Genomic DNA, 26,229 nt, shown 5'->3' with positions numbered 1-26,229 from the left:
TCAGTATTAGAGTTTAAGGCTGTTTGCTTTTGTTTCCTTTCGGGATGGAGAGAGTGAAATGGCACGCTCCACGGACTGTCTGTCCACCACTTTCTGATATTCCCATCGGTTCTTGTCAGTCATGACAAGGCCGAGGTATTCAGGATGAATCTCGTCATAGCGGAGCTTATGCTGTCTTTCCCATTCCTTCATGTCTCCCTTGATAAGCTTGAATCCCTGCTGCTCCTTCAGGTCAATGCCGACTGAAACCTTCTCGCCGCCCACATTCAGCTCAACAGGTTTTCCCTCTCGTACCTGCTGCTTCTGCTGCATACCCAGTTCAATGTCGTTCACCTTCTCCATGTCCTTCAGACGTTGCTCCAGCTTTATGTCTGTGACACGCTTGTGAATGACGGATTTTGTTTCCGGATCAAGCTGGAGATACTGCTGAGTCTTTTCACCGTTTACGTTGACTGCCTTCTGTATTACCTCACCTCTGGCCAGGCGTTCAGCCTCCTGCTGAGTGAGATTGAGAACCTTGTTGCGTTCCCGGTCCAGTTCGGCACGTACCGGATAGGCAATAAGAGCCGGAGCACCGTTTTTGTCTGTAGTCATCTGAAGCTTCATCGGCATGGTGATGATGCTGCCGTTCCTTGCGTTGATGGATACCTGCATGATGGGAGTCACTTCACCTGCCATCAGCTTCTCCTTCACTTCCATAGGTAAACTGTCCGCCTTTTCACGGTCGATACCCAGTATTGCCAGTTTTTCGTATGGCAACAAATCGGACTGATTTCTGTTGTGCATTTCCATATTACTGTAATTAAGCTGTTATATTTGCGGTTCTAACCGCCTGAATGCCACAAATGTATTCACGGCAATCCCCTGAAAAAGAAATGCGCAACACTATTCTGATTTCACTGATGTTAATGCTACTGCCGGTAAGCGTATCGGCACAGTTCTATACGATAACCAGAGAATCGGAACTTCTGCCAACAGAAAGACAAAAAGAGGCTTATAACAATGCTGGAAAGGATGTTACAGAAGGGAAAAAGAATAAGATGATGGTAAAGGATACCCTGATTGTCAGGCTGGACAATCAAAAGGAATTGGATGATAACAGCCGGAATAGTGACAGAAAAGCATCCCTGAAAAGAGAACAGCAAAAGAATGTAGATGACATTATAAAAGCAGAAAATCAACTTCCTGAACTTACTATCCCTAACCTTTATAAAGAAATTATAAGAAACAGAATTCTATATCCCAAAATAGTATTGGCCCAGGCTATACTGGAGACCGGATGGTTCCGTTCATCAGTATGCCGGAACAAGCATAATCTTTTCGGGCTTACCAATCCACGTACAGGAAAATACTATGAATTCAATCATTGGACAGAAAGTGTAAGGGCTTATTATACTAAAGTGCAATATAAGTATAAAGTAGGAAACTATCTGCTTTGGCTTGATGAGATTGGGTATGCGGAGGATCCAAATTATATAATAGCTGTAATAAGAATATTAAAGACATTATAAATCTTATACTATTAATGTTACATATTGAATGAAAACCTTAATTCTTAATACTAATATTAGTAAATAAACAGAATGTAACGTTAATATATGTGAAGATTTAATTTGAAAGAATTAATTTGCAATCATACATATTTAAATATCTTTTAGTATACTTGATTAAACAGTAATCTTTTGTAACTTTGAGTATCAATTATATTGTAACATTATATGGACTAGTAGAATTTAATTTTTGACAACTAGTTTAATTCGTATAAACAATAATTTTATTTATAATACATGCAAAATAAATTTTCAGTTTTTGGATTGACTGCAGAACAAAGCGAGATCCTTTTTGCTCTACAAAGAAAATTAACATTCAATGATGTACATGAAGAGGGTAAAAAAAAGCCAATTTTAGGTTCAAATAAGAGAGGCCAGAAGCAACTTTGGTTGAATACATGGGATAAATCTATTGATGACTATCTGAAATCATTTGGAGGTAATCCGTCACAGATTAAATTAAGTAATTTAGATTTGAAAACTAAAATAAATAGATTAGATATAAATGCACAGAATAAAGTATGGAAGTATATGGTGTTTTTAGAATGTGTTTTATATTCACCATACTATCCTTTAAGTGATAATAAGGAAGCCTATAAACCTTTTAAAGGATTGGCTATTGATAAAAAGGTAAGGCAAGAAACTCTCAATGAAATTGCTGATATTCTTTGTATTGATAAGAAATATATTAAAGTATTTGAAAATTCTCATAAATCAGCTGTAAAAAAACTTTCAGGTTATTGGACAAAAGTTGCAATGGGGGCTGGAATAGGAATTATTGTACTTTTAATTGCAATAGTTACATTTCAATATGAGATAATTGCTTTTTTTGCTGCAAATGGCTTGTCTGGTGCAGCTGCAATTTCCGCCGGCCTTGCAGCACTTGGTGGCGGTGCCGTAGCTGCTGGTGGATTTGGTATGGCAGGAGGTATTGCCGTATTAGTTGGTGGCGGCTCTTTACTAGGTGCAACTGCAGGTACTGCTGTAGGTGCTTCAATTGCATCACTTGGTTCAAATGCAGTTTTATCTGAAGCAGCAAAATTACAAGTAGTGCTTAAAGAAATAGTTTTAGCAATACAAAAGGATACATCGTATTTTCAACAAATACTTTTGAATATTAATCAACAGGTAAGTCAATTGAAATCGGAAGTTATTAAACTAAAAACAGCTAATGAGAAGAACAAAAAGAAAATAAAAAATCTAGAAGAAAGCATTAAGATTCTAGAAAAATTAGTTAAAGGCGCAGCATAGTATGGAGGATTTTCATAGTTTATCAAATAGAATTTCTGGTCTTCAAGAAGATATTTTTGCAGTAAAAAAACAAACATCAGTTCTCGCTTCAGATATAAAAGAAGATGACAGAAAATTGGAAGAATTAAATAATAGAATTAAATCACTTTTTGATAAAGCTGGGATTGATGAATCGAACATATCTTCTGAATCAACTATAGATGACATTCAGCAGATTAATACAGAAATAGATTCTATATTATTTTCTGTTAATAGTAAGACTGAGGCAAATAAAGCACTTGATGTTAATAACGTGGATTTATTAGTCGCTTGTCTTGCCGGTGGTTTGGCTGTACTTGTTGATTTTGTACTTGTTAAGGTTCCTAAAACTATGGATATAAAACTTAATGGAGAGAAAGTTCATTGTGAGGGTAGTCCTTTAACAACTATACTTAAGAAAATAGGTACAACAAATGACGGTAAGGAGGCTAAGTGGATAAAGACATTAGAGAAATGGTTTCACGTTAATTATGATGCGTCAGTTAAAGAAAATATTCCTGGTATGTATCCCAAAAACCATAGAGTATATAGTCTAGGACATGATCCAAGCATTTTAGGACTTATATGGGGTATTAAGGATATTGTTTCAGGAACATTTTCATACATAGATAAGAATGGAGTACTTCATATTGATAAGGTTATTGAGCCAGATCTAAAAAAGATATTTTATGCACCTTTCTTATGGCTAGGTCATATTATTTCAGATGTATTCACAAAACAGGGGATTCCAATTCCTGGAACATCTGTTCTAAGAATGTTTCAAGTTGGTAGTTTTGGTGAAAAAGAAAGAACAATTGGTGAATTGGTCACTTATATGTATGAACAAGGTTATGATTTGCGACATTTAGCTACAATGTCTACATGTAGGCTTGTAATAAATATAGTTGTTAATATTTATTGTTTTCTTACAATGCATAAAGAAAGTAATCCTACATTACCACTATTTGAAAGAGATTATATCCGTGTGAAGAATGAACAAAAAAAGAAAAAAATATTTTTTATAGCTTATTCTGTTGCTGTTGCAGGTAATATAGGCAAGGTAGCTGCATATCAGGGGAATCCATTCGCAATAAACATAGCTATATGGTATCAGTTTGTACGGGAGGCTGTTACCCAAACTGTAATATATTTTGATGAAGGGAAATATTCTATAAAAGCAATTGAGAATCGCCATCTTATTGATGAAACATTTGAACTTCTTTTAAAAACTTCTCAATAAAAATAAATAACTATTTTTTAGTGAACTCATATATAGTTTAAAGAATAGTATAAATGTATATAGTTAGTGTGATTTATTTAAAAGTTAAAGAACTTGTAATATGGAAATCTTATTGACATAAAAATATTATAATTATATGTATAGGATAAAAGCCATAGAACATGTATTTAAATTTATTTTTATTTATAAACCCTCTGGATTGGTTATATAGAGCAGTAATTGTGCAAGCTAGTATTGTGCCAATTATTCCATAATGAGCCATTAAAATAAAACATATTATGAACACAGAGATATTATAAATAATATGTATGTTGTTATTATTAGTCTGTGAGTGAAAAAGATAAAAGATAACGATTACAATAATCCCTCTCCACTCATAATCCACTCCAAGCCATGAAGCGAGTCCGGCCATGCCAAGTGTCCAAAGAAATCCCAGTACCAGACTACGTTGCAGAAGATTTTCAAGAACCATGAGTGTGGCCAGACCCAAAGCCAGAGTAAACATCACATTATGTGTCCCGTCAGCACCATTCAGCAGATACCAGGGTATTTCACTGATTACGGCAAAGCCCAGCAGGGTAAAGAAATACCTGTACCTGTTCCTGGTATAAATAAACCCTTCCGCTATCAGCAAGGCAAACACAGGAAAAGCGATGCGCCCTATACAGCGCATCGTTTCGTATAATAGGGTACCGTGTTCCATCAGATAAAGAGCAACATGGTCAACTACCATGGAAATCATGGCAATGACTTTCAGGGCACTGCCGCTAAGTCGGCACTATAAAATATTTTGTGTAAATGGAAAATACGGGATTCAAAATCGAGTTCCGTATTTTTTATTTTATACATTTACCAAATGAAAAAGATTATGAAAGAAAAGAATCAAGTAGTGCCTGATGAGGTATTAAGCAAGGAGTTCCTTAGCCAGTTCAAGACAGAAGCGGATGTGAGCAGGTTTCTGAATCAGTTGCATGCGCAGGTATTGGAAAAGATGCTTGAAGGTGAGATGGATGCCCATTTGGGGTATGAGAAGAATTCCGTGGCAGGGAACAACACCGGCAACTCCCGGAATGGCAGTTATCCGAAGAAAATTCAGACCGGACATGGAGAGTCTGTCATCTCCATTCCGCGTGACCGCAACGGGCAGTTTGAACCGATAGCAGTCCCCAAGCATGAAAGCCGGGGACTTTCTATAGAGAAGCTTGTTATCTCCCTGTATGCCAAAGGAATGAGTGTTTCCGATATAGAGGAGGAGATGCGTGAGATTTATGAAATAGAGCTCTCTACATCAGCTATTTCCATTATTACAAACAAGGTAAGCCAGGCTGCGCAGGAATGGCAGAACCGTCCTCTGGATCCGGTCTATCTGATAGTCTGGATGGATGGTATCGTCTTCAAGGTACGGGATAACGGCAAGATTATAAACAAGACCGTCTATCTTTGTGTCGGTCTGAAACAGAACGGCCTGAAGGAAGTCCTTGGCATGTGGGTCGGCAAATCGGAAAGTTCCTCTTTCTGGATGGGTGTCCTGACCGACTTGAAGGCTCGTGGAGTGCAGGATATACTGATTACCTGTACTGACAATCTGAATGGATTTACAGATACCATCCGTACCGTATTCCCCCAGTCATCCACTCAGATCTGTGTGGTACATCAGATCAGGAACTCCTGTAAATATGTCGTTTATAAGGATAAGAAAGAGTTTACGGCGGATATGAAGAATATCTACAATGCACCTAATAAGGAAGTTGCTGCCGCAGAACTTGACAATCTGGAAAAGAAATGGGGAGGAAAGTATCCATACGCCATACTTTCATGGAGAAACAACTGGGATGATCTGACTGTTTTCTTCCAGTTCCCATTGGAAATCAGGAAAATAATCTATACCACAAATCTTATTGAGAATCTGAACGGAAAAATCAGAAAGTACACCAAATCAAAGCTTTCATTCCCGTCGGACGATGCCGTAAAAAAGACCGTGTATCTTTCACTTATGGAGATTGAAAAGAAATGGACAATGCCTATTTCAAACTGGGGATTGATTATGAACCAGTTTATGCTTATATTTGAAAACAGAATCCAGATATAAGAACAAACTTACAACTGAATCCTGTTTCCATTTACACAAAATTTTGGACAGTACCGCTAAGTCCGAATGCCGGTTTTAAGGTCATATTCATAGGCTATATGTTTAGCTGATACCGAGAAGTTCCTTTACCATATCCTCCACTTCCTGGTTCACACGCTTGAAGTTACGGTTCAGCAGGATTTCCTTCTCTTTGTCATTCTTGAACTCATATATTTTAGGAAGAGAAACATAGTGCTTTTCCTCGTCCTTAATCTTCTTCATGTCAAAGTGCGTCTTGCAGAAATACTTTGTGGTCTTGAATTCTTCCGACTGTTCGATGTCAAAATGGTCAAGCATACTGTCATCGGTAGCCGTAAAGTCACGTGCCGCCTGTCCGGCCAGCCAGCCTGTTGCCATATCCGCAATCTTGGCTGCAGGAACCAGAAAGTCCATCTTCTCAGAGATTGTGGTTGATACCTTGTGGTCGTTGATGGAAATGGAACGTGAAGTCTGCTTTGCCTTTCCGAACACATCATTCTGTGCCCACTCCAGCGTCTCCTTGTTACGTGCCGCACCCATGAAGATATTACCGCAGGTGGTGATAATCTTCTGCATACCGACCTTGCCATAGTCAGCTTCCAGCTGTGGAAGCTCCTGGAAACCTAAAGTTACGGCAACCTTGTTGGAACGGGCCGTACCGATAAGACGGTCTATCTTGTGAAAGTACAGTGTCGGAAGCTCATCCACGATGATGCTCACCGGAATATTACCTTTTGAGTTTACCCTTGTAATCAGACGGTTCAGAACCAAGGCATTGAGCGAGCCGATAACCTGTTCCTTTTCCGGGTCATTGGCTATTACCAGATAGCTCGGATTAGCCTTGTCAGAAATCTTCAGGTCGAAATCATCCCCGGTGAATACCCAGTAAGCTTCCGGAGAAACAAGACGTGCGGCGTTCACACGAAGCGTACCGACCATACCTTCCAGCTGGTCATTCGCCTTATTCTCGTATGCACTCTTGAAAGGAGCCATCAGCGAAGCAATCCTGTCATCCTGCATCAGGATATTGAATACCTGGTCGTATGGTCTCCCAAGAAATGAAAGCACATGCGGCATATCCGAAAACTCTCCGGTTACGGTATCCGGTTCCACCTCATTGCCATGTTCGTCCTCATACCAGCACCTCTGAATCAGAATCTTCCTGCCGGTCCTGTCCTTATAACTGTATCCGTTCAGGTCCACAAACATACGGTCCTCGTCAGTCGATACGTCATTGCCGTTCTCATCCACGAAATCAAGTACCACATTGCCGTCCTTGTCGATGGCATTGAAGTCATCCCAGTTGCGTATGACAATCTCCAGTTTCTTTCCCTCCAGTGATATGAAACGCTTCAGTTTCTTGCCGTTCCTGAATCCGACCGGATGGAAGTTTACAAAGAAATAGATGATGGCAGCCAGGAAGTTTTCCGCAGAGTTGGTGAAGAAGGCTTCCGAACCGCCCTTCTTCTCTCCACCTCCCTTGTTGAGTGAGGCCAAAAGAGTAGCCGCTGTTTCGGAAGCTGCAGCCAGATCCGGGATATATTTCCGCTGAATCGGATTGATGCGGTTGGAGTATTCCACATCAGTAAAGTTGATGGTACGGAATCCGCAGTTCTGAGGCAGTTTGCCTGCCTTGCGGTTCTTGCAGTACTGATAGAAAAGCGTCTTGGCCAGTGTCGGATACTTGAAATCATATACCATCATGGCAAATCCCTTTGCTGAATGCTGCCTGATGAACGGGTCAATGATACCGAAAGACTTACCGGAACCCGGTGTACCCAGTACAATTGTGCCACGGAACGGATTGATGATATTGATCCATCCCCTGTGCATCTTTTTCTTCCAGTAGTATATCATCGGAATGTTCACCGAATAATCATTGCTGACCAGTGTTTCAGACTGCTGGAACGATTCGTTCTCAAAGTTGAAACGGTCCTCACCAACCTTGTAGTTGTAATACTTGGCAATACCGTCCAGTCCCTGATGTACCAGCATGGTACCGACTACCGAACAGACTGCATACATAAGCCTGTTGGCCGGAAATCCCAGCCAGCTGAATCCGAAACTCATGCCATGAAATACAAAACAAAGCCCCACAAGAGTCAGGCCGGCCAGTACCGGATAGATAACCATTGTCCTTACATTGAACTTCAGGGACTTTTCTGCTTTTGTACCGATACAGACAATACATATGCATATCAGTTCGGCCACCTTGCATCCCGATACGGAATTGAATACCCTGAACCGTGCCAGCAGGTCGAGTACGAACTGCATAACCCTGTTGTCTGCCGTAACAGGCAGATTCATGATGATTTCAATAATCAGAAAGATATAGATGCAGCTCCTGAAGTAGTTGTACATCTGCTGCTGTTCCCTTGTCTCCTCAAATGCCATACGCCGTAAAATTTATATTGTCAGAAAGGAATCTTTATACCCAACAGCAGACCGTTGCGGAAGGTATCCCCATGCAGGAAGTTCACATTGTTCTTCTGGATTATTGAAAACTCCAGTCCGCTGCGGAACACATAGCTGTATTCAAATCCGGCCTCCAGTCCGAAGAAGAACTTCTTCTGTACCGCACCGAACTGAGGCCCCAGACGAAGGCGCATCATGCCGTTCTTATACCGTGCCAGACGGTGCTTATAGACTATACTGCCATCCCAGAAATATCCTTTCCAGAAATTGTGACATACCGGTTTCTGCCAGTGATTCCCGACCTCACCATATACTTCTACCGCATTTCCGTATGAAAGCGGATACTCATAACCCAAAGTGGCATTCAGCGTACTTGGAAAAAGAAATCCGGCATTGACGGAAACCTTTCCGGTCTGTGCCGATGCACCGATGAATGCAACCGAGCAAAACATAATGAACAGAATCTTCTTCATGGCCTATATTTTTATGGAATGATCAATATAATAGTAGGGGTAATAGTCGGCACCGTCCAGAATATCCGAGTCGAAGCCGTCCGCATTGAGAATGTCCTCATACTCGATGGTGAGTACCACTACACGTCCGCTAATCTGGTTCTCGGAAATCTCCAGACGGAGCACCTTCTCTTCAGGGAAAGTCAGCTTCGGAAGTACAAGCACGTTCCTGTAGTCCTTCCTGAACTTACGGGTATTGTTCATGGAGAATACCGGAGTAAGCTCTATGGTCTGTGAATTGGTTGCCTTTGTTTCCTTTTTGTCAGTAAGTTTTACCCTTATCTCCTCAATGTCGTATGCAATCCTGGTCTTGTTTTTCAGTGTATAGTCCAGAAAGAAATAGTCACCGATGGAATATATATTGTTGATGTATGCCCTGATTCTGTTTTTATTGGATACAATCTGGTTGAACTTTCTTCTGCTTCCATAGACAGCCCAGGCATATCGTGCAATCTCAGCCATCGGCATGGAAACCTCCGGATTGATATAGGACTGTGTCTCATTGTAAGATACATTGTAGATGGTAGAAGCATATTTGGGTGATTCGGTATAGAGGATGTCATACTGGGCGATATGACGCTCACCAATAATGGTTAGTGTACCCAGCAGTTCATTTTCGCTGTAACCTTCAGATGATATGGAATCATTCTCCAGATAAGGCTTGATGCGGACGATGTTGTCTGTACACTGGTTGCCTATAATTTTAGTAGTGGAAATATCCACCATTTTGATGTTCTCAGGCATGACAATGTGCGTGGTCACTTCCCGGTTGATGTATATCTTCTCGTTTGCCGACAGATGTACGGCTATGCCTGTGATAAGACATATTATCAGAATAATCCTGGTTTTCATATTCTATTATATTTTGATGATGACATTAATATTTTATTGAAAAACTGCACTTATCTTGCATCCTCCGAGTTTATCAGATAAACGATGGTATTGTACTTGATTTTTGCCTTGTTCTTTCTGATATTGGAAGATATGGCAGAAGTTGCAGAGTTATACATGTTCTGCAGCGACTGGAGTGCAATGGCCTCTGTAGAAATACCTGTACCGTAACCGGCACTGGATTCAAAACTGATATTCTGCTGTACCGTATTCGAACCAGCATCCTTCATGAAATCCCTGAAAGCCGATTCAGGAACATAGAAGCCTTCCATACCGTCATTGTCAAAAACGGACAGCTTGACCTTGATGAACCTGTCACCGACAAGGATACTGGTTATGGAAGCCCTTACACGCTGCTGTCCGAAACCTGTTACCGTTCCATAGAGGTAAGTTCCCTTTTTCAGCTTTGTACCGCTTACCGTCACATCGTCCAGAAGCTTGAACCGCAGACGTGTGCCTTCATGCGCCTTTGTAGTCTGGTCAATCATGGCACGTATCAGCTTGTTCTCGGCAAATTCATCCGGAGCAGTAACCGTATTGAACCTGTCGGCATTGGTGTCATCAGACTTGATTACCAGACTCGGACGGTTGCGTTCCCTTTCCTCCTGACGTACTCTGGCTATGGAATCAGCCCTGTGCTTTCTTTCCGCTTCCTCTGCTTCCGGGTCTTTGATACCCAGTCCGCTTTCAATGGCCTTCTGCCGTTCATAACTCCTCCGCTGAATCTCTTCAAGGTCACGTGCAAACTCGTCCTGTGAGGAATAGCCCATACCTCCGTAACCCGTTTCACCGTTTCCCGAAGGACCGTTTCCGTAAGCATATGCATTGATATGCTTTCTTGATTCTGCAAGGGAACGCTCCAGTTCTTCAAGCTCCCTTTGCTGCCGCTGTCTTTCAGCTTCAGCTGCATCCAGACGGTTCAGCTCCTCCTCGCTGTAGCCGTGTTCCAGTTCCTCCTTCTTCTGTTCTTCCTCCCCGATACCGCTTACGGCTGTGAAGGCATCTTCGTCACCGAAATGTCTGGACATCTCATACATCTTGTCTCCGGCCTCCTCGGCATTGGCCTGGGGAAGTTCCATGTTGATACGGTCTGTAGCTACCGTTCCGGCAGTCTCCTCACTGCCGGAGAAGGTCTGCATCACAAAGTATACCAGTGCGCACAGCGGAACGAATATGACCAGCGGAAAGATATACTTGGGCTGTTTGAAATTAATCTTAATCATGGGTTATCATTGTTTTTAATGGATTTGACTATATTTTCCAGCTGCCGGTATTTGAGGATGATCCGCAAGGAATCCTCACGGCTCTTTACAGGTATGGCAATCATGGAGTCCAGTTCATGATGCAGTAACTGTCCCTTTACCGTCATGTCCGTCAATGCACTGCGGTGAATGTCCTTGTTTGCCTGGATGGTACGGAATCCCTGAAACACCGGTTCCATACCAGCAATCGAACTGACATCCGGTTCACTCTGTTTTCCGTTGCCGGAATCTATGGCAACGGTACTGACAAGTAGCAGAAGCAGTGTCCCTGCCACACCTGCGAATGTAGCTTTCGGATGCTTTGCCGCCCATCTGTTGGCCAGTCTTATCCTTGCGGCCAGACGGTATCTTGTTCCGATGGCACCCAGCCTTGGCTGCAACCACGACCTGACAAGCAGATGCGTTTTCAGACGGCTTTCCTGTATCTTTTTTCTGAATGATTTCATAATATCAGTATATCAATAGTCCAAATCCTTATTTTCAAGAGTCCTCCAGCCGGTAATGAGCAGACCGTGCGGATTGTTCCTTGTCCTCGGTACGGACTCGATGTAACCTGTTGTCACCATCGAGCGTCTGATGTCCCTGGTCCTGCGCTTGATAAGTTGCGTACCGTAATAGGTGAATTTCCGTTCATGTTCGTCAAACTGAATGGAGTCACACATGATGGTGCAGACAGCCGAAGAGGAAATGATGTCAGAGTAGAAACCGTTCTCGTCCATGGCCTGTTTCTGTTTCAGTGCGGTTCCGTCAGCCATATACATTGCTTTCCCTACCGTCCATTTGATATAGTCGTTGTCGGGCGGCAGATTGAAGAAATACTGGTGGAACAGCTGTATGTGCGCCTTGGCCTCCATAGTGAAGTTGGCCTCCAGCCGTGCACGCTCGGCAAGAAACGGAATGTCTCCGTCAAGTACATAAATCTGCTGCCTTTCCTCATTGACCAGGGAAATGCAGCACCAGATGGTAAAGGCACAGATGACGGTGCAGCCTCCGATTACAGCAAATACCGTCATCATAGCCAGTCTGGTTTTCTGTGCAAGGGATTCAATAAGCATATTGTAAAAAGATTTGAAGTTATTTGACTAATGACTTGACAGCCGAACTAGTTCCTTTCATGGCGGAACCTGCTGCACCTCCGGCCATGGCACCTGCAGTAGTGGTGATACCCATTGCAGCCGAACCGGCAACGGAACCCGTACCCGAGCTTACACCTCCCGGAATCAGCCATGATGCCACTTCAGGAACGAAGCGTATGATATAGGCACCCACGAGCATACCCATGGCATACATACAGTTGGAGCCTATTCCCTGCAGTCCCAGTGCGCCAATCTGTTCCCATGAGTTGACCGAGCCATGAAGCAGATGGTCGTATGCCACCAGATCCTGCTGCAGGTTATAAAGAAGGATGAAGTCTATATAATAGATACACATATAGGTCACGAATCCCCATAACGAGAGGGAAAGGAACTTGGACATCCACTGGCTCCAGGCCGAGTTCCATGGCGGTGCCAGCGAGAGGGCAAACATGATCGGACAGAATATCATCATGATGGCCATGAAAATCCTCTGTGCCACGAGCATCCCGTAATACGACATCTGGAAAACCAGTTCGCCGACAAAGCGTATTACATCGTTTATCCATTCACTGACCTTCGTCTCAGCTGCCACGGCAGCCCTCTGGGCGTAGTTGTTGATGGTCGAGCCCAGATTCTCCACATTATATATCAGCTTGTCCCACCAGGCAGCATCCTGACCGATTTCGGCCACCTGCTTTGCCGTGGCTATGGAGTCCTGCACGGTTCTCAGCCTGTCGAGATATTCACTCTGTTTCTGTGCCACCTTCAGCTCGAAGGCCGCCACTTCCTTGTTCTTTGCCTTGGCCATAGCCCATGTAGCGGACTCCAGACTCTTTCCCGGAACCTGCAAAGCCGAGCATATCCATGAAGAGGATGAAATACACAGGGAAATGCCGATGATGCGCAACAGCTTCATGATATCCATACCACGCCTTCCGAGCATCATCATCCAGCATTCGTATGAACCGACACATAGGGCCAGGCACAGACCGAGAGCCTTTGCCATTGAAACGGCATCACCGAGAACGGCCACATTGGGAAATGTCTCCATGGCCGTCAGCAGCTTTTCCAGACTTTCGTCAATGGCCGGAAGTCCTATTGTCAGCGGAATAAACAGTAGATTCATGATTGACTATATTATTTGTTTAATATTATTACCTGAATTGTTATCAATTATAGAGAATGTCTAATAATGCGTAGCGGCAACGGCACAAAGGTGTGCAGTCCTGTTGACCAGTTCTGCTATCCTGGATTTGGCTTCCTCGTATGCCTTCTGCCGCTTGGCGTTCTCCAGTCCATAGCCGACACCGGTTTTGTGTATATAGGCTATATCCGCACAGAGTATTTCATTCTGGCGGCTCAGCTCGTCCACCTGATAGCGGAGTTTGCCGTCACTCTTCTGCATACAGTAGAGCAGTCCGTCCGTGATACAGTCCTGCATACGGTTGAACTCGTCCTTGTAAGTGGCATACATCAGGTCAACATTTCTGTCAGCCTCCCTTGCCAGTTCTTCCTTATACAGTTCCTCGATATATTTGCGCTCACTCTCCACTTTCTTGATTTTCTGCCTCTGTGTCTCTTCGGCAGTCACACGTACCGGCATGATACGTTTCACATCAGACTTGGGTTCCTTGAAACGGACACGGAATCCGGAATTGAACCAGTCCCATTTCCAGTACATTTCCGCACCGGAATATTTCTTATGCAGGAAAAAGTAATACCAGTCAGGAGCAAAATCCCACGGACCGTTTTCCATAGACTTCCACTGCTTCTGCTTTTCACTGTCACTGACTATGCTTTGGGCATTGGATGTAAATATGATACATGATACTGCCAGACACATGATTATTGTAAATATTCTTCTAACCTGCATATCCCTGATTCCATTTGTTGATTACACGCTCAGCTATCTCATTCTTCACATTGGAGTTCAGTATCTCCCAAATATAGTCCGGCTTCCATCCGCAGTCCGTGACAAGGAAACAATACAGGTTGGCATTGTCTATTATATACCTTGCCCTGTCGATTGAAGCCTTCAGTGTCATTACCAGATTCAGTTTCTCATCCATGGAAGCCTTCATCAGGTTTATCCCCGAAGCGGCTACGGATGCATACAGTCTGTAGCAGTGTTGTATCTCCCTTGATATTGCCACGTTGGCATCGGCATAATACCATGCAACGAAAGGCTTCTTCGATACATGACTGAAAGTATTACCGGTAAAGTCCTTGTATTCCGTTACCAGCTGATACAGTGAGTTGGCCGTTGAAGAAATGGCACCGGCCAGCACCAGGTATGAATAGGCATTGTTCAGCCTTGTATCCAGAGTGGTCCTGACATCATTGAACTTTTCCGCACCCTTCTCAATGAGCGACTGCTCGCCATAGCTTGTGGCCACCCTTGTCAGAGCCTTGTCCTCGTCCTTCTTTATGGCCTTGTGCAGGGCAATGAGTGCTTCGATGGTCGGCAGGTCTTTGGGTATTATGAAAGCGGAAGCCTTTACAGGCAGCAACAGCATTATAATACCGGCTGATATGATACTTATATTCCTGATTCTCATGACAGACACATACATATTAAGGGTTAATAATTTGAAGCAATCAGGCCGTTCCAGTCCTGTACAAGATTTCCCACATGATTCTTCATGGTCACCACATTTGCCCATCCTTCCGGGTCTATGGCAAAGAAGAGGTCGTTTGCAGTGGCATACTGTGCCATCAGAACCATCCCTTCCACCTTGTAGCGTATCCTGTTCAGGTCAGTATAGATGCTGTTGGCCAGTGTCAGCCTTTCATACCTGTCCAGCAGGTTGTAGCCGTCATTCTTTTTCTCGGCTGTTGCCTGTCCCTGCAACGGATTGGGAATCCTGGCATTGTTCACGATATTGACAAAGTTGCCGACCAGCTGCTGGGTTTCCGCTACAAGGTTGCCGAGTTCGTTCAGACAGAGCAGCCTGTTTGAAAATTTGGCCTTATTTACCGTGCTGACAAGTACCGGAACATTTCGTAGAATATCCAAAGCGCACAGGCCTATTTCCTTGTAATAAAGGCTTTCAGTCCCGAAACCGGATATGTTCTCCATGCTCAGCTTGTATAGTTCCTTCATGGTAGCCATGCTTACCGTATAGAGTTCCACCTTCTGTTTCTTGGCGGCAATGGTATCCACACGCTGGTTGTGCTGTTCCTCGATAAGCTTCTGTGAAGCGGTATTGGCCATGACAATCTTCAGACAGTTGCGGTCGAATACGATTCTCCAGGCAGCATGTGCATTAATGCAGACAAATGCAGAAAGCATTATAACCGATATGATTCTTAATACTGTTCTTACCATAGTGACATAACTTTTTGATGTTGGTTGACTTTTCTTGCAAACTCCAGATACAGAAGCCCTCCATCCGCCTTGCGGTCTTCCTCGATACGGGTGATGGCCTCCTGCAGCGTACCGTACCGGGCAAGATAAATCTTCAGTGCCTCCTTTTCGGTACGTTCTGTAGTATATGCCCAGTAGCATTCAGGTGCTTCCTCCACACCATACACATCCGAGTGCTGTCCCCGGCAAATCCACACCTCCTTGAAGTAGCTTCTTCCCTCATGGTTGTTCAGCGCATTGATGGTGAAAATCTGCTGACGCTGTATGTCTGTGAGTCCCAGAATGGCTGCAATATCCTCATACCTGTCCTTGAACTTGGTCTGGTCAAGCAGAATCTTCACATCCGAGTTGTTGATGATGGCCTCCTTCACGATAGGGGAATCAATCACGTCATTAAGCTCCTGTGTGACCACACCGGCTATTCCGTGGAACTTCCGGACGGTCTTATACAAATACTTTATATATTCCGCCATGGTAGGTGATGCTATTGCCTTGCCGGGTAGGTCAGGGGCATTACTGCCCCTTTCCCCCCTCAGAACCGTACATGAAAGTTTCCAATCATACGGCTCAAGCAGTGTTAAATTTCTATTTAATAGAAACCAGCTCATAGTTACATCTTATTAGTTTGAATGACTTTTCTTCTACAGCTGTCATGCAGCAGGAAATTTACTTTCTTGCCATTGACTATTTGTTGGGAAGTTCCCCAAGGATGTTCCTTGTCTATGGGTTTACCACATACGGGACATAAATGGTTCTGTCTTTCCCACATGTACAGCAATGATTTTCTACCGTTGAGCGACTGTAGCATCTTGTAAGTCTTACGCTTTTCAAAATACTCTGTCCATTCGGGGTCAAAGGGATTTGCTTCACCTTTTATCTTGACATATCGGGTAATCTTTGTGTCATACAGCCTTTTCAGTGCAATCCTGTCATCAGTCTTGCCTTTCTTGAAGTTTGCCACGAAGCACCAGTTGCGGTTTTTTACCCGTGTAAAGTATCGGTCGGCAATCCAGTATTTGCCTTTCTTGGGGTGTCGTCTCTTAGCCCATTGCCACAACTTTTCAAATATCAGGTAGTCAGCTTTTCTGAATGTGTCAGAAGCCACACAATTCTTATAGTAGTTTACCCAGCCTGTTATCACAGGATTCAAGAGCCTTATAAGTGATTCCTGTTTGCTTCCTTTATTGGAATCAATGATTCCCCGGATTTTCTGCATGAATTTCTTCAGGCTCTTTTTGGACGGTTTGATTAGAAGCACTCCTTTGTATTTTCGGATATTGTACCCAAGAAAATCAAATCCGTCATCAATGTGTGTAATCTTTGTTTTCTCTTCCGACAGGGTTAATCCCCTTTCCTTGAGAAAGTCTACTACTAACGGTTTGATTTCTTCCAAAGCTTCCTTGCTTCTACCCGTGATGATAAAATCATCCGCATAGCGTACAAGATGTACTTTGGGATAGTAGGTCGTTTTCCTGTTTACAAATTTCTTGTGATACTTCTCTGCAAGCATAGTTTGCAGCCCGTCCAGTGTCATATTCGCAAGAGTTGGTGAAATGATACCGCCCTGTGGGGTACCCTCTTCCGTGGGGAATAGCTCCTTGTTGAAGACAAAACCGCATTTGAGCCATTTCCGCAGCATCACTTTATCCATAGGGATATTGTTCAGCAGCCATTCGTGGCTGATGTGGTCGAAACAACCTTTGATGTCACCCTCCATAATCCATTCGGGAGAAGTTTTCTTTGCAAGGACACAAAAACATTGTTCCCTTGCATCTCCAGTACTTCTCTCTTTACGGAAACCGTAGGAATTACTGTCCACAGTTGTTTCCGATACAGGTTCCAACGCAAGCAGGTATAATGCCTGCATAGCCCTGTCTTTCATCGTCGGGATACCTAAAGGACGTAGTTTCCCATTACTCTTTTTGATATTGACCCTTTTTAACGGCTGGGGCTTGTAGCCTCTTCTTTTCAGTTCACCGATAGCCTTGAATCTGGCATTGGGAGTTGACCATTTCACCTTGTCAACGCCTGCGGTGTCACTGCCACTGTTTGATGTAACACGCTTTACGGCTAAAGCTTTAGCGTAAAACGAATGCGTTAGCACCCATTGCAAGGATTTCACCTTGCCGTGTTTGCCCGCCTTTTGAGCTTTTACAATACGTGCTTGTAGCTTATTAACCGCTATCTCACACTTGTTCCAGTCTATGCTTTCCCAAGTGCTCCATTTCCGGTCAGTAGATGCACACGATGTTTTAATCTCGTTCATTTGCTTTTCTCCTTTAATAAGTTCTATAAGTTTCTTGTAAAACATCCACCATGCGGAAGTCTGCCCACTTTCGTGTGAGGTGATGTTTCAACCTCTATCCGTTCCGTTACAGAACGGCATTCGCTTTCTCCGCATTCCTCTGCCCGCACTCCATTCGGCTTCACTTACGGTCTGCTTACCTGCTGTTAACAGGAGAAGTACGGGTTTACCATGTTTCTTGTATATGACAAACGAATGGGTTAGAATCCGTCTATCCGCCGGCAGTCGTTATGTCCGTGTAACCTTAGCATGGAGAAGGTTATCCGACTGCATCCCTTTTGGGTTAGAGCCCAGTATCATTAGCAGCTCATTCGAAGTTACGACGTTTATCAACGGTTCACATTACGTTATTCATACCATTCAGCCTAGCTCCCCTGTCGTTCGATACTAACGGCAGTTGTCATCCCCTCACGGTTCAGACTTCTCCTTTCGGAAGGGCTTCATTGTTGGTTCTGTTACCGCACGGGTTCATTGCTTAATACCGCACGTTCCCATAGGCTACTGTTGACGGAACAACAGGTTCAATCGTTCTATTTCCAACTCGTGGAATGAAAGTTGAACAATCATATACAAGACTTACATGTCACAGCCATGCCTCTTCGATGATAAGAGCCTTCCGTCCCTTCTTGATACGCATCTTCTGCAGGAACACGTCCATGATAATCAGCACCACAATCGGAAAAAGCACCGGATCATCCTTTATCTTGTCAATCTCGAATACAATGAAACGCTCGTCAAACAGGTTAATGTCCAGGTCGGAGTTCAGCGTCATCTCCAGCTCGCCGCCACGGTAGAACTGTTTCAGTATGGCTGCAAAGTCATGTATATTGAAACTGATTTTCTCCAGCTGTGTAATCTGCGGTATGCGTTCCAGGGCAAACTCATAATAGGAATTGAACGAGAGTTCCTGAACCTTCAGCCTGCGCTTCTGTTCCTCCATGTGGTCAATCTGCCTGTCTATCTTAATCAGCATGGAATTGTTATAAAGTTCCCTCTTATATTTTTCTATGATAGTAAGTGCACGTTCCTTTTCCGATTCTGTGGCCGCTTCATCATTTATCAGAGCAGTCAGTGAGCGGCACTGTCGGATCAGCTTCAGACGGCGTACTTCGGAAGGCAGCAGCAGGGCACGGCTTTCAGCCTTCTCCTGAACCTCTTCCGTATTTATCTGCCTGTCGATGTCCTCCATGCTGTGCGTGTACTGTTCATAGTCATCCTCCATCTTGGCGGCGACCAGCAGTTTCTGTCTCAGTGCCTCACGCTCACTGTCGCTGAATCCTTCAAACGGATTGAAATAGGCCTCGTAATACTCCACGATGGTCTGGTTTATCAGCATGTCCTCAATCTTTGTTGGAAATGCGTTACCCTTGAATATCAGGAATATCAGCGATTTGAGGAAGTTCTTCTTCTCACCGAAATTAAGCTCATATTCCTCTTTCGTGACCTTGAAGGGATTCATGGAAATGGGCTTCTCCTTCGAGTAGGCTATGTATGTACCCTTGTAATATCCGCATATGCCTTCGTAGGAATCGCCCGTATCCACCATGACCACATCCGTATTCTGTTCCAGAAGCTGACGTACCACACTGTTCATGTGGAAGGACTTTCCGGAACCTGAAGGACCAATACAGAAGAAATTGGCATTGTCCGTCATTTTCCTTTTGCCTTCCTTGCCGGTAATGTCGATACAGACAGGCAGTCCCTGACGGTCGGTGTAGTATGTGGTCAGCGGTGTATCCTCAGACTCCTTCAGATGCTCCTTGAAGAAAAAGGACAGGGCAGCATCCGAAAGTGTCAGGAACAGGTCATAGTCCGGATTGAAGGCATAGCCGTTACCGGGAAAACTGTCCATGAAAAGCTCCAGCTGGTTGTAGGCTGTCCTTGACGGCATGATGCCGCACTCGTACAGTTTTGTCTCCAGAAAGGAAGTTACCGGAGTAACCTTGTCAGGCGGACAGCTCACCAGAATGTTGAAGTTGCAGTACACAAGCATGGTACTGTCAACGGCCAACCTGTCCAGCACTTCCTCAATGTCGGCCTTTGCAATACGGTTGCTCGGGTCCGGCATGGAACCGTGACGCTTCGCCTTGGCCTGGAGCTTGCGCAGCAGCTTCCTCTGTCCCGGTATCTGAATGACCTGATTGAACACCACACAGTCCGAGTAGGGGACGCCGGTAAGGAAAGAAAGCAGGTCGGTTGCGATACCGTAGCCGTTGATGTTCATCTGCGTGTACGGCTTTATCATGGAAGGCAGATTAATCTCGTCAATATCCACCAGCGGATAGGAACGGATAATCCGGTCACCTGTCCTGAGATATTCGTCCGAAGCCTTGAAGTTGGTCATCGAGAACGGTCCGTGCCGGAACTGGAATGCCATGAAACGGTGGCAGTACTCGCTGACTTCCTCCTTGCCGAGCTTCCTGTGCCGGATATGCTTCTCTGTCAGAATATCATCCGTCTTTGATACCTTGGCATGGAAATCGAGCCATCTCTTCGGGTCATACTGGATGAACTGGCTTCTCTGAGCCTCCTGGGTGAGGATAAGAAAAGTCCTTATCTCTGTGAACTCCCTTCCCTCGAAGTATCTGAAATAACTCCTTGTCAGGAACTCCGCATCGTCCGGCACGTCATGGTGATATGCCTGTCTGCACAGAATATCCTGCTTCTGCAGTGCATATCCCTCACCGATAGTCTGAAGGATATTGGATAGCACGTCATGAAACAGCATGTACTGCTGCGCATCCGTACAGAGCTGCTGGACCGGATTGGTTATCTCGAAGATAACTGACGGCTCACCTCTGGCCGAGAACAGCACGACATTGCCGTCCGTCTCCTCCAGCTGCGCATAGAGTCCGTCAAATATTCTTTTCCTTTTGTGTGCCATACTGTATAAAGTGATTTACTGTTCTTTTCTCAGGCTTCTGTAGATATAGATGCCTCTTGCCCTTTTCTTGTTGTGGAGTCCTCCACGCTGCTTGATGTAGATGGTTATCAGTCCTACCAGTGCCATGACCATCATGGCTATGAACCCTGCAACCTTTCCCAAAGCGATTGAGAAACCGATGAAGCCTACGAATGATACGCCTATGGCTGCCGCTGCCAGAGTAAGGAAACGGCCGCGTATGCCCATAAACTCCAGCGGCTTCTGCAATCCCTTGAACACAGGGTATCCTTCCTGATTCATTGTCATGTCGGGTAAGGATTACTGGAAGAACAGCGGAAGAGCTTCCGAGAGTGCGATGAATGCGATACAGCCTCCGATGGTAAGCATGATGGTCTTCTTCACGTCCTGGTCTCCGTTCTGCATCTTGAAATAGACATTGAAGGCACCGACCAGAACGATAACGGCAGCAATGGCCTTCATCAGGTTCGATACCGGAGTCTGGTAGGAACTGACTTCCTGTGTGGCCTTGGTAAAACCTGCTGCACCCTTGCTTCCTGCCATTACGTTTGATGTGGAAATAACGAGTGCTATGGCCGCCATCACGCTCTTCTGTGCAAAACTTGAACCGATGAAACGCTCCATAAGATTCCGGGCATTTTTCTTTATTATCTGCATTTCTGAATAATGTTAAAGGATTTCATCGCCAAAGAAACAGATGTCACTAAAGGAACGGTATATATATCAGGCATTCTCACAGCTGAAGATAACGGCACCGAGGTCACTGGTACCGGTCTCTGCCAGCCGGTTTATTTCCTGAATGATATTCTCAACCAGAATGCCGTCAGTCATGATGGCCTCCCGGTAAACGTGTCTGGAAGATTCTGATTTGGATGCAGATTTCTCTGTACCGTCAGAATCTGTATTTTCATTCTCAGCTCCGGGATTCTCTATATTATTCTCTTCCTGATTCTCTTCTTTGGATTCAGGTCCATCCCGGTTTATCCTTATCGGCTTGAAGCTTCGTGCCTCTTCCGATATGTCTATGTCCTCTTCTTTATGGCTGTCCTGCTCGGCATTCTGTGCGGCCTTTGCCCTCTGGAAGTCCATGAAAATCATTGCCGCATAGTAGAATACCATTGCCACGAAGAGAAGGAATACTATCTGTCCGTACTGCATGGCTGTTGTAATATGATGTTGGATGAAATAGCGGAGCTGTCTTCTGGAAACGGAAGGATATGCAGCCCCAGTCTGATACCCCGGCTTTCCAGACGTTCCCTGCGTTCCGTAGTGCCGGTATAATAAATCACGTTGTGTTCCTCACTGATGATGTATCCGTTTGATTTCATGTTTGAGCGCACCCTTACCTTCGCCCTGTTTGAAATGACACGGATACCGGTTATGGGTTCCAGTCCGAAGACGATACGCCGTCTTTCCCTCTTTACCATCTGAGTACGGATACGTGATGAAATGAGGTGTTTCTCTTCACCTGTGCGTTTGAGTCCGATTGCAGCGGCTATGCGTCCGACACTCATCCGGGTAATACCGAGAGCTTTCCCTATCTCAGAGAAGGAACACTCCTGGAAATGGTTTCTGATATAGTCGGCACGCTCCATCCATCTGGATTTGGCCATTTTTACAAGTCCAAGTTCACGGGCCTTCAGCTTGACGGTCGATTCGCTCAGATTGAGAACGGCAGCGGTATAGGCTGTGGTCTCTACCGGATACAGTTCAACAAGAGCGGCCAGCATCCTGTCGGTCCAGTCTGTCTTTTTCATATCCTACAGATTATAACTGTTAAACAATGATTTCTTTTCCCTTCTGTATTCTGCCAGACGTGGCAGGTAGAACTTGAAGAATGCCCTTACGATGGCATTCACCAGGTCAGAGCGGCATCTGCCATGTATATTGCAGTCATCAAGTGAATCCGCAAGGTCACGGTCGAGTTTGCAGACAAGTCTTTCTGTTTTGTCCGTTTTGGAATCGTCCGATTGAAGGAATTCCATGAAGTCATCCCAGCATCCTGTATCCGAAAGGGAAACAGCAGTATCCTTTTCCTGTGCTTCATTATTATTTTCCTTTTGTTTAACCTGTGTTCCTGCGGTATCTTGCGTCAATATAAGTTCTGAATCATTGATGCCTTTTGTCAGGTCATCTATTTCCGGTATATCCTTACTCATAGTGCTATGGTTATTGAAGTGTTACTGATTATTCTGGTTCTTTGTTCTGATTACCTGTACCAGACTGGCCGGTATTGTTTTGTGAAGCTTCATCAGACGGCTGTGCCTTCTTTTTCTTCTTAGGCTTGGGATTCAGATTTTCCGTCAGCTGTATGCCTTTGAGTTCTTTTTCCCTTATCGGTTCAAGTGTATCGAAGATACTCTGATAGACCTTGTCAAAGACCGGTGTAACGATAGCGGCCTGCATATCCAGAGCTGCCATTGTACTGAACCGTTCCATATCCGCACGTTTGGGAATCTTCGCAGTGACGTATCCATAGTTGGAGAAAGTATCTCTTGCATTGTCCCAGATAAGCAGTTCGGAACGCTTGCCGATTCTTCCGTCATTCAGATTGGGTATGATGAAGAGTCTGGCCTTCATCCTTTCACCGACAGCTTTTTTCAGCCGGTCAACAAACATAAGGAAGCTGGCTGTGGACGGAACGGTTACCAGGTCATAGTGAAATGGAACAATGATGATGTCAGAGTTGACGAACATGGGTATCAGCCCTTCCGCTTTCAGACTGCTCGGTGTGTCCATCAGAACAACGTCAATTTCAGGATCGTTGTGCAGTTTCTCCATAAGGGAAGTCATCATCACCTTGTCGTTTGCTTCGTATGCCCATACCTCGTATGGCATTTCCTGTTCACCGTATTTTCTGATGTCAGCCTTACGGCATTTCATGATGGAGTGCTGGAAGTCGCAGTCTATTACCACAACTCTCACTCCCTTTGTCACCAGATAGTTGGCAAAGGTGACGCAGAGTGTAGTCTTTCCAACGCCTCCCTTCTGATTGGCGAATGTCACTATAACCGGAGTTTGTATCATTTCAAGTATTGATTGATTTTGTGACAAATGTATTAACCAAAGTATTCAGATAAGAAATGCGCAACACAATTGTTAATTAGGTTATTTAAACCTATGTTATTTGGTATACTATTATTATCTACCAAAGTGTTTTTGACTAAAAATGTTACAATTAAAAATCATTTATTAGTATTATATGAAACAATGCACTAAATTTGTAATATTCAGTTTTTAAAAGGGAGTATAAATATGTATATTTCAAAAGTATCATTAGTGAATTATCGCAATTTTGAGAATTCATTTTTCCTTTTCAATAAAGGAATAAATACTATAATTGGAGAAAATGCATCTGGTAAGACCAATTTATTCAGGGCTATTCGTCTTATATTGGATGATAACTTATTATCTTCTGCATATAAACTTAATGAAAACGATTTCAATAGAAATTTGATAAATTGGAAAGGAAGATGGATTATAATAAGTTTGGAGTTCAGTGAAATATCAAATGAAGAAGCTATCCAAGCTTTATTCGTTTATGGAAGTGGAGTCATAGCAGATGATAAAGTTAAAAAGGCAACTTATAATTTATTTTTTAGGCCTAAGTCTGAAATCAGAAAACAACTTTCAGAATTAAAAAAAGGAGATCATGATGGCTTAAAAAGTATTTTAGATAAAATTACTATTAATGATTATGAGACGGTTTTTACAGGGAAGAGTACGGTTGATTTTAATGATAAAAATGTACAAAATGAATTGATGGGAGACTTTGAAAACGTAATTTTCAATTATGAGATAGATGATTCAAAGTTTGGAGGTTGTATCCCTCATCAATTATCTGTTAGGAAAGAAGTTTCATTTACTTTCATTAAGGCATTGCGAGATGTTGTATCAGACTTCCAAGATAATAAAAAAAATCCTTTATTGACACTTCTAAAAAGTAAAAGTGAAGAGTTAAATGATGATGATTCAGAGGTAATATCAAAAAAAGTAAAAGATTTAAATGAAACGATAGAAAACTTAAATGATATTAAGGAAATTACTAATAATATTTCCGAAACAATAAAAGAGGCTGTTGGTACAACTTACTCTCCTTCTTCATTGTCTATAAAATCCAATCTTCCTAATGAGACCGAAAAATTATTTCATGCATTAAAATTGTTTATCGGAGAACCGGAAGAAGATTATGAAGGTAGTATTCATGAATTAAGTTTAGGTGGGGCTAATTTAATATACCTAACATTGAAACTTCTAGAGTATAAATATAGAAAAGAGAAAGATCGGATTGCAAACTTTCTTCTAATAGAAGAGCCTGAAGCACATATTCATACACATATACAGAAGGCTTTATTTGATAAAATAGAATATGAAGATACACAAATTATTTATTCAACGCATTCCACTCATATTTCGGAGGTTTCAAATATCTCAAATATGAATATTATAAATAGGTTTAAAAATTATTCTGAAGTTTATCAACCATTTATAGGTCTAAAAAATGAAGAAAGAATGCATATACAAAGGTTTTTAGATGCCATAAGGTGTAATATTCTATTTGCAAAAAGTGTTATCTTAGTAGAGGGAGATGCTGAAGAAATACTTATTCCAATTATGGTAAAGAAAACGTTAGGAATTAGTCTTGATGAATTAGGAATAAGTTTAATTAATGTTAGAAGTACTGGTTTTGAGAATCTTGCACTGTTATTTCATAATCAAAGAATAAAGAAAAGATGTGCCATTATTACAGATTTAGATAGATCTATAACTGGAAAAGTTACCAAGGCTCATAAATTAGGATTAAGTAGAAAAGAAAAGTTGAGAGGCCTAAAAAAAAGGAGCAAGTGGATTGGCTCATTTTTTGCTGAACATACATTCGAGATAGAATTTATAAAGGCTGGAAATGTTGATGCAATCTTGTCAACTATTAAAGATGTTTATGTTGACAATGCTACAATTAAAATATCCGAAGAAGATATAAAGTCTGATGACATAAAGAAATATGGAAAACGGATTCTAACGATGGCTGAAAATAAGGGTAAAGGGTGGTATGCAATACTTCTAAGTAAGTATATAACTCCATCTATATGTATTCCTAAATATATATTAGATGCTATTGTATTTGCAAAATCTAAATTTTCAAACGAATTAATTGTTCAAATGCTAGAATATGTATTAGATACATATAATGAAGATGAAGAAATTGATAATCTTAAAAACGAATTAAAATCGTATAATGAAGGACGTACTTCTTTTGACGATATTAAGAAAACTTTAAAAAAAGTATTGAATAAAAATGAGCCAATATTATATATATTAAATCAACTATAGAT

25 protein-coding genes and 1 pseudogene are annotated in these 26,229 nt (G+C 42.9%); 5 read left to right on the top strand and 21 right to left on the bottom strand.

What is annotated here, in order from left to right:
- Nucleotides 1-6: 6 nt before the first annotated feature.
- Nucleotides 7-792: a DUF4099 domain-containing protein gene (locus tag H3001_RS00925; RefSeq protein ID WP_181213813.1), complete on the bottom strand. Its 786-nt coding sequence runs from the start codon at nt 790-792 to the stop codon at nt 7-9.
- An 83-nt stretch (nt 793-875) separates the two neighbouring features.
- On the opposite strand from H3001_RS00925, the gene H3001_RS00920 reads away from it, so the two are divergent.
- The 3 genes from H3001_RS00920 to H3001_RS00910 all read left to right on the top strand — a co-directional run bounded on the left by H3001_RS00920 (nt 876) and on the right by H3001_RS00910 (nt 4,059).
- The gene (locus H3001_RS00920) at nt 876-1,511 is read left to right on the top strand and encodes a glucosaminidase domain-containing protein (RefSeq protein WP_181213846.1); all 636 of its coding nucleotides are present in this window, start codon (nt 876-878) and stop codon (nt 1,509-1,511) included.
- 276 nt (nt 1,512-1,787) lie between these two features.
- Nucleotides 1,788-2,801, top strand: a complete 1,014-nt coding sequence (locus H3001_RS00915) for a hypothetical protein (RefSeq protein WP_117695340.1) — start codon at nt 1,788-1,790, stop codon at nt 2,799-2,801.
- A gap of 1 nt (nt 2,802) precedes the next feature.
- Nucleotides 2,803-4,059, top strand: coding sequence for a hypothetical protein (locus H3001_RS00910; protein WP_181213812.1), 1,257 nt, complete (start codon nt 2,803-2,805; stop codon nt 4,057-4,059).
- Between the two features lie 109 nt (nt 4,060-4,168).
- On the opposite strand, the gene H3001_RS00905 is transcribed toward H3001_RS00910, so the two are convergent.
- Nucleotides 4,169-4,801, bottom strand: a complete 633-nt coding sequence (locus H3001_RS00905) for a TraX family protein (RefSeq protein WP_181213811.1) — start codon at nt 4,799-4,801, stop codon at nt 4,169-4,171.
- 126 nt (nt 4,802-4,927) lie between these two features.
- On the opposite strand from H3001_RS00905, the gene H3001_RS00900 reads away from it, so the two are divergent.
- Entirely contained in the window at nt 4,928-6,148 is a 1,221-nt protein-coding gene (locus tag H3001_RS00900; RefSeq protein WP_005848572.1) for an IS256 family transposase, read from the top strand.
- A 102-nt stretch (nt 6,149-6,250) separates the two neighbouring features.
- Here the strand turns inward: H3001_RS00900 and H3001_RS00895 are convergent, their stop codons facing one another.
- The 19 genes and pseudogenes from H3001_RS00895 to H3001_RS00805 form a co-directional block, all read right to left on the bottom strand.
- Nucleotides 6,251-8,560, bottom strand: a complete 2,310-nt coding sequence (locus H3001_RS00895; protein ID WP_181213810.1) for a type IV secretory system conjugative DNA transfer family protein — start codon at nt 8,558-8,560, stop codon at nt 6,251-6,253.
- A 20-nt stretch (nt 8,561-8,580) separates the two neighbouring features.
- On the bottom strand, nt 8,581-9,054 hold the full coding sequence (locus H3001_RS00890; protein ID WP_181213809.1) for a hypothetical protein: 474 nt from the start codon (nt 9,052-9,054) through the stop codon (nt 8,581-8,583).
- 3 nt (nt 9,055-9,057) lie between these two features.
- Nucleotides 9,058-9,945 (bottom strand): conjugative transposon protein TraN, encoded by an 888-nt coding sequence (gene traN, locus H3001_RS00885; RefSeq protein WP_181213808.1) that lies wholly within the window; start codon nt 9,943-9,945, stop codon nt 9,058-9,060.
- A 50-nt stretch (nt 9,946-9,995) separates the two neighbouring features.
- Complete coding sequence (gene traM / locus H3001_RS00880; protein ID WP_181213807.1) at nt 9,996-11,207, bottom strand: conjugative transposon protein TraM; 1,212 nt, start codon at nt 11,205-11,207, stop codon at nt 9,996-9,998.
- The gene (locus H3001_RS00875) at nt 11,204-11,692 is read right to left on the bottom strand and encodes a hypothetical protein (protein ID WP_181213806.1); all 489 of its coding nucleotides are present in this window, start codon (nt 11,690-11,692) and stop codon (nt 11,204-11,206) included. Before H3001_RS00875 ends, traM begins: the two co-directional genes overlap by 4 nt.
- A gap of 12 nt (nt 11,693-11,704) precedes the next feature.
- Nucleotides 11,705-12,301 carry a conjugative transposon protein TraK gene (traK, locus tag H3001_RS00870; RefSeq protein ID WP_117680768.1) on the bottom strand — a complete coding sequence of 199 codons (597 nt, stop codon included), beginning with the start codon at nt 12,299-12,301 and terminating at the stop codon, nt 11,705-11,707.
- 19 nt (nt 12,302-12,320) lie between these two features.
- On the bottom strand, nt 12,321-13,448 hold the full coding sequence (locus H3001_RS00865; RefSeq protein WP_181213805.1) for a hypothetical protein: 1,128 nt from the start codon (nt 13,446-13,448) through the stop codon (nt 12,321-12,323).
- A 60-nt stretch (nt 13,449-13,508) separates the two neighbouring features.
- Nucleotides 13,509-14,195: a DUF5045 domain-containing protein gene (locus H3001_RS00860; RefSeq protein ID WP_181213804.1), complete on the bottom strand. Its 687-nt coding sequence runs from the start codon at nt 14,193-14,195 to the stop codon at nt 13,509-13,511.
- Nucleotides 14,185-14,838 carry a hypothetical protein gene (locus H3001_RS00855; RefSeq protein ID WP_018711100.1) on the bottom strand — a complete coding sequence of 218 codons (654 nt, stop codon included), beginning with the start codon at nt 14,836-14,838 and terminating at the stop codon, nt 14,185-14,187. Before H3001_RS00855 ends, H3001_RS00860 begins: the two co-directional genes overlap by 11 nt.
- A gap of 65 nt (nt 14,839-14,903) precedes the next feature.
- Nucleotides 14,904-15,650: a hypothetical protein gene (locus H3001_RS00850; protein WP_181213803.1), complete on the bottom strand. Its 747-nt coding sequence runs from the start codon at nt 15,648-15,650 to the stop codon at nt 14,904-14,906.
- Nucleotides 15,644-16,183 (bottom strand): annotated as a pseudogene (locus H3001_RS00845) (TraG/VirB4 family ATPase); the annotation flags it as partial. The gene H3001_RS00850 and the pseudogene H3001_RS00845, both read right to left, overlap by 7 nt.
- Before the next feature lie 116 nt (nt 16,184-16,299).
- Complete coding sequence (gene ltrA / locus H3001_RS00840) at nt 16,300-17,955, bottom strand: group II intron reverse transcriptase/maturase (protein WP_181213802.1); 1,656 nt, start codon at nt 17,953-17,955, stop codon at nt 16,300-16,302.
- Between the two features lie 622 nt (nt 17,956-18,577).
- Entirely contained in the window at nt 18,578-20,878 is a 2,301-nt protein-coding gene (locus tag H3001_RS00835) for a TraG/VirB4 family ATPase (protein WP_181213801.1), read from the bottom strand.
- A 15-nt stretch (nt 20,879-20,893) separates the two neighbouring features.
- Nucleotides 20,894-21,184, bottom strand: coding sequence for a hypothetical protein (locus H3001_RS00830; protein ID WP_005649295.1), 291 nt, complete (start codon nt 21,182-21,184; stop codon nt 20,894-20,896).
- A 12-nt stretch (nt 21,185-21,196) separates the two neighbouring features.
- Complete coding sequence (locus tag H3001_RS00825; protein WP_181213800.1) at nt 21,197-21,553, bottom strand: DUF4134 domain-containing protein; 357 nt, start codon at nt 21,551-21,553, stop codon at nt 21,197-21,199.
- A 66-nt stretch (nt 21,554-21,619) separates the two neighbouring features.
- Complete coding sequence (locus H3001_RS00820) at nt 21,620-22,054, bottom strand: hypothetical protein (RefSeq protein WP_181213799.1); 435 nt, start codon at nt 22,052-22,054, stop codon at nt 21,620-21,622.
- Nucleotides 22,036-22,653: a MarR family transcriptional regulator gene (locus H3001_RS00815; protein ID WP_181213798.1), complete on the bottom strand. Its 618-nt coding sequence runs from the start codon at nt 22,651-22,653 to the stop codon at nt 22,036-22,038. The genes H3001_RS00820 and H3001_RS00815 overlap by 19 nt, the downstream gene beginning before the upstream one ends.
- Before the next feature lie 3 nt (nt 22,654-22,656).
- Nucleotides 22,657-23,055, bottom strand: coding sequence for a hypothetical protein (locus tag H3001_RS00810; protein WP_181213797.1), 399 nt, complete (start codon nt 23,053-23,055; stop codon nt 22,657-22,659).
- Nucleotides 23,056-23,083: 28 nt separating this feature from the next.
- On the bottom strand, nt 23,084-23,923 hold the full coding sequence (locus tag H3001_RS00805) for a ParA family protein (RefSeq protein ID WP_181213796.1): 840 nt from the start codon (nt 23,921-23,923) through the stop codon (nt 23,084-23,086).
- A 228-nt stretch (nt 23,924-24,151) separates the two neighbouring features.
- Between H3001_RS00805 and H3001_RS00800 the strand changes: the two genes are divergently transcribed.
- On the top strand, nt 24,152-26,227 hold the full coding sequence (locus H3001_RS00800) for an ATP-dependent nuclease (RefSeq protein ID WP_074784178.1): 2,076 nt from the start codon (nt 24,152-24,154) through the stop codon (nt 26,225-26,227).
- Nucleotides 26,228-26,229: the final 2 nt, after the last annotated feature.

Source organism: Phocaeicola faecicola (assembly GCF_013618865.1).
GTDB lineage: Bacteria > Bacteroidota > Bacteroidia > Bacteroidales > Bacteroidaceae > Phocaeicola > Phocaeicola faecicola.
This window is presented reverse-complemented; position numbering and strand designations above follow the sequence as displayed.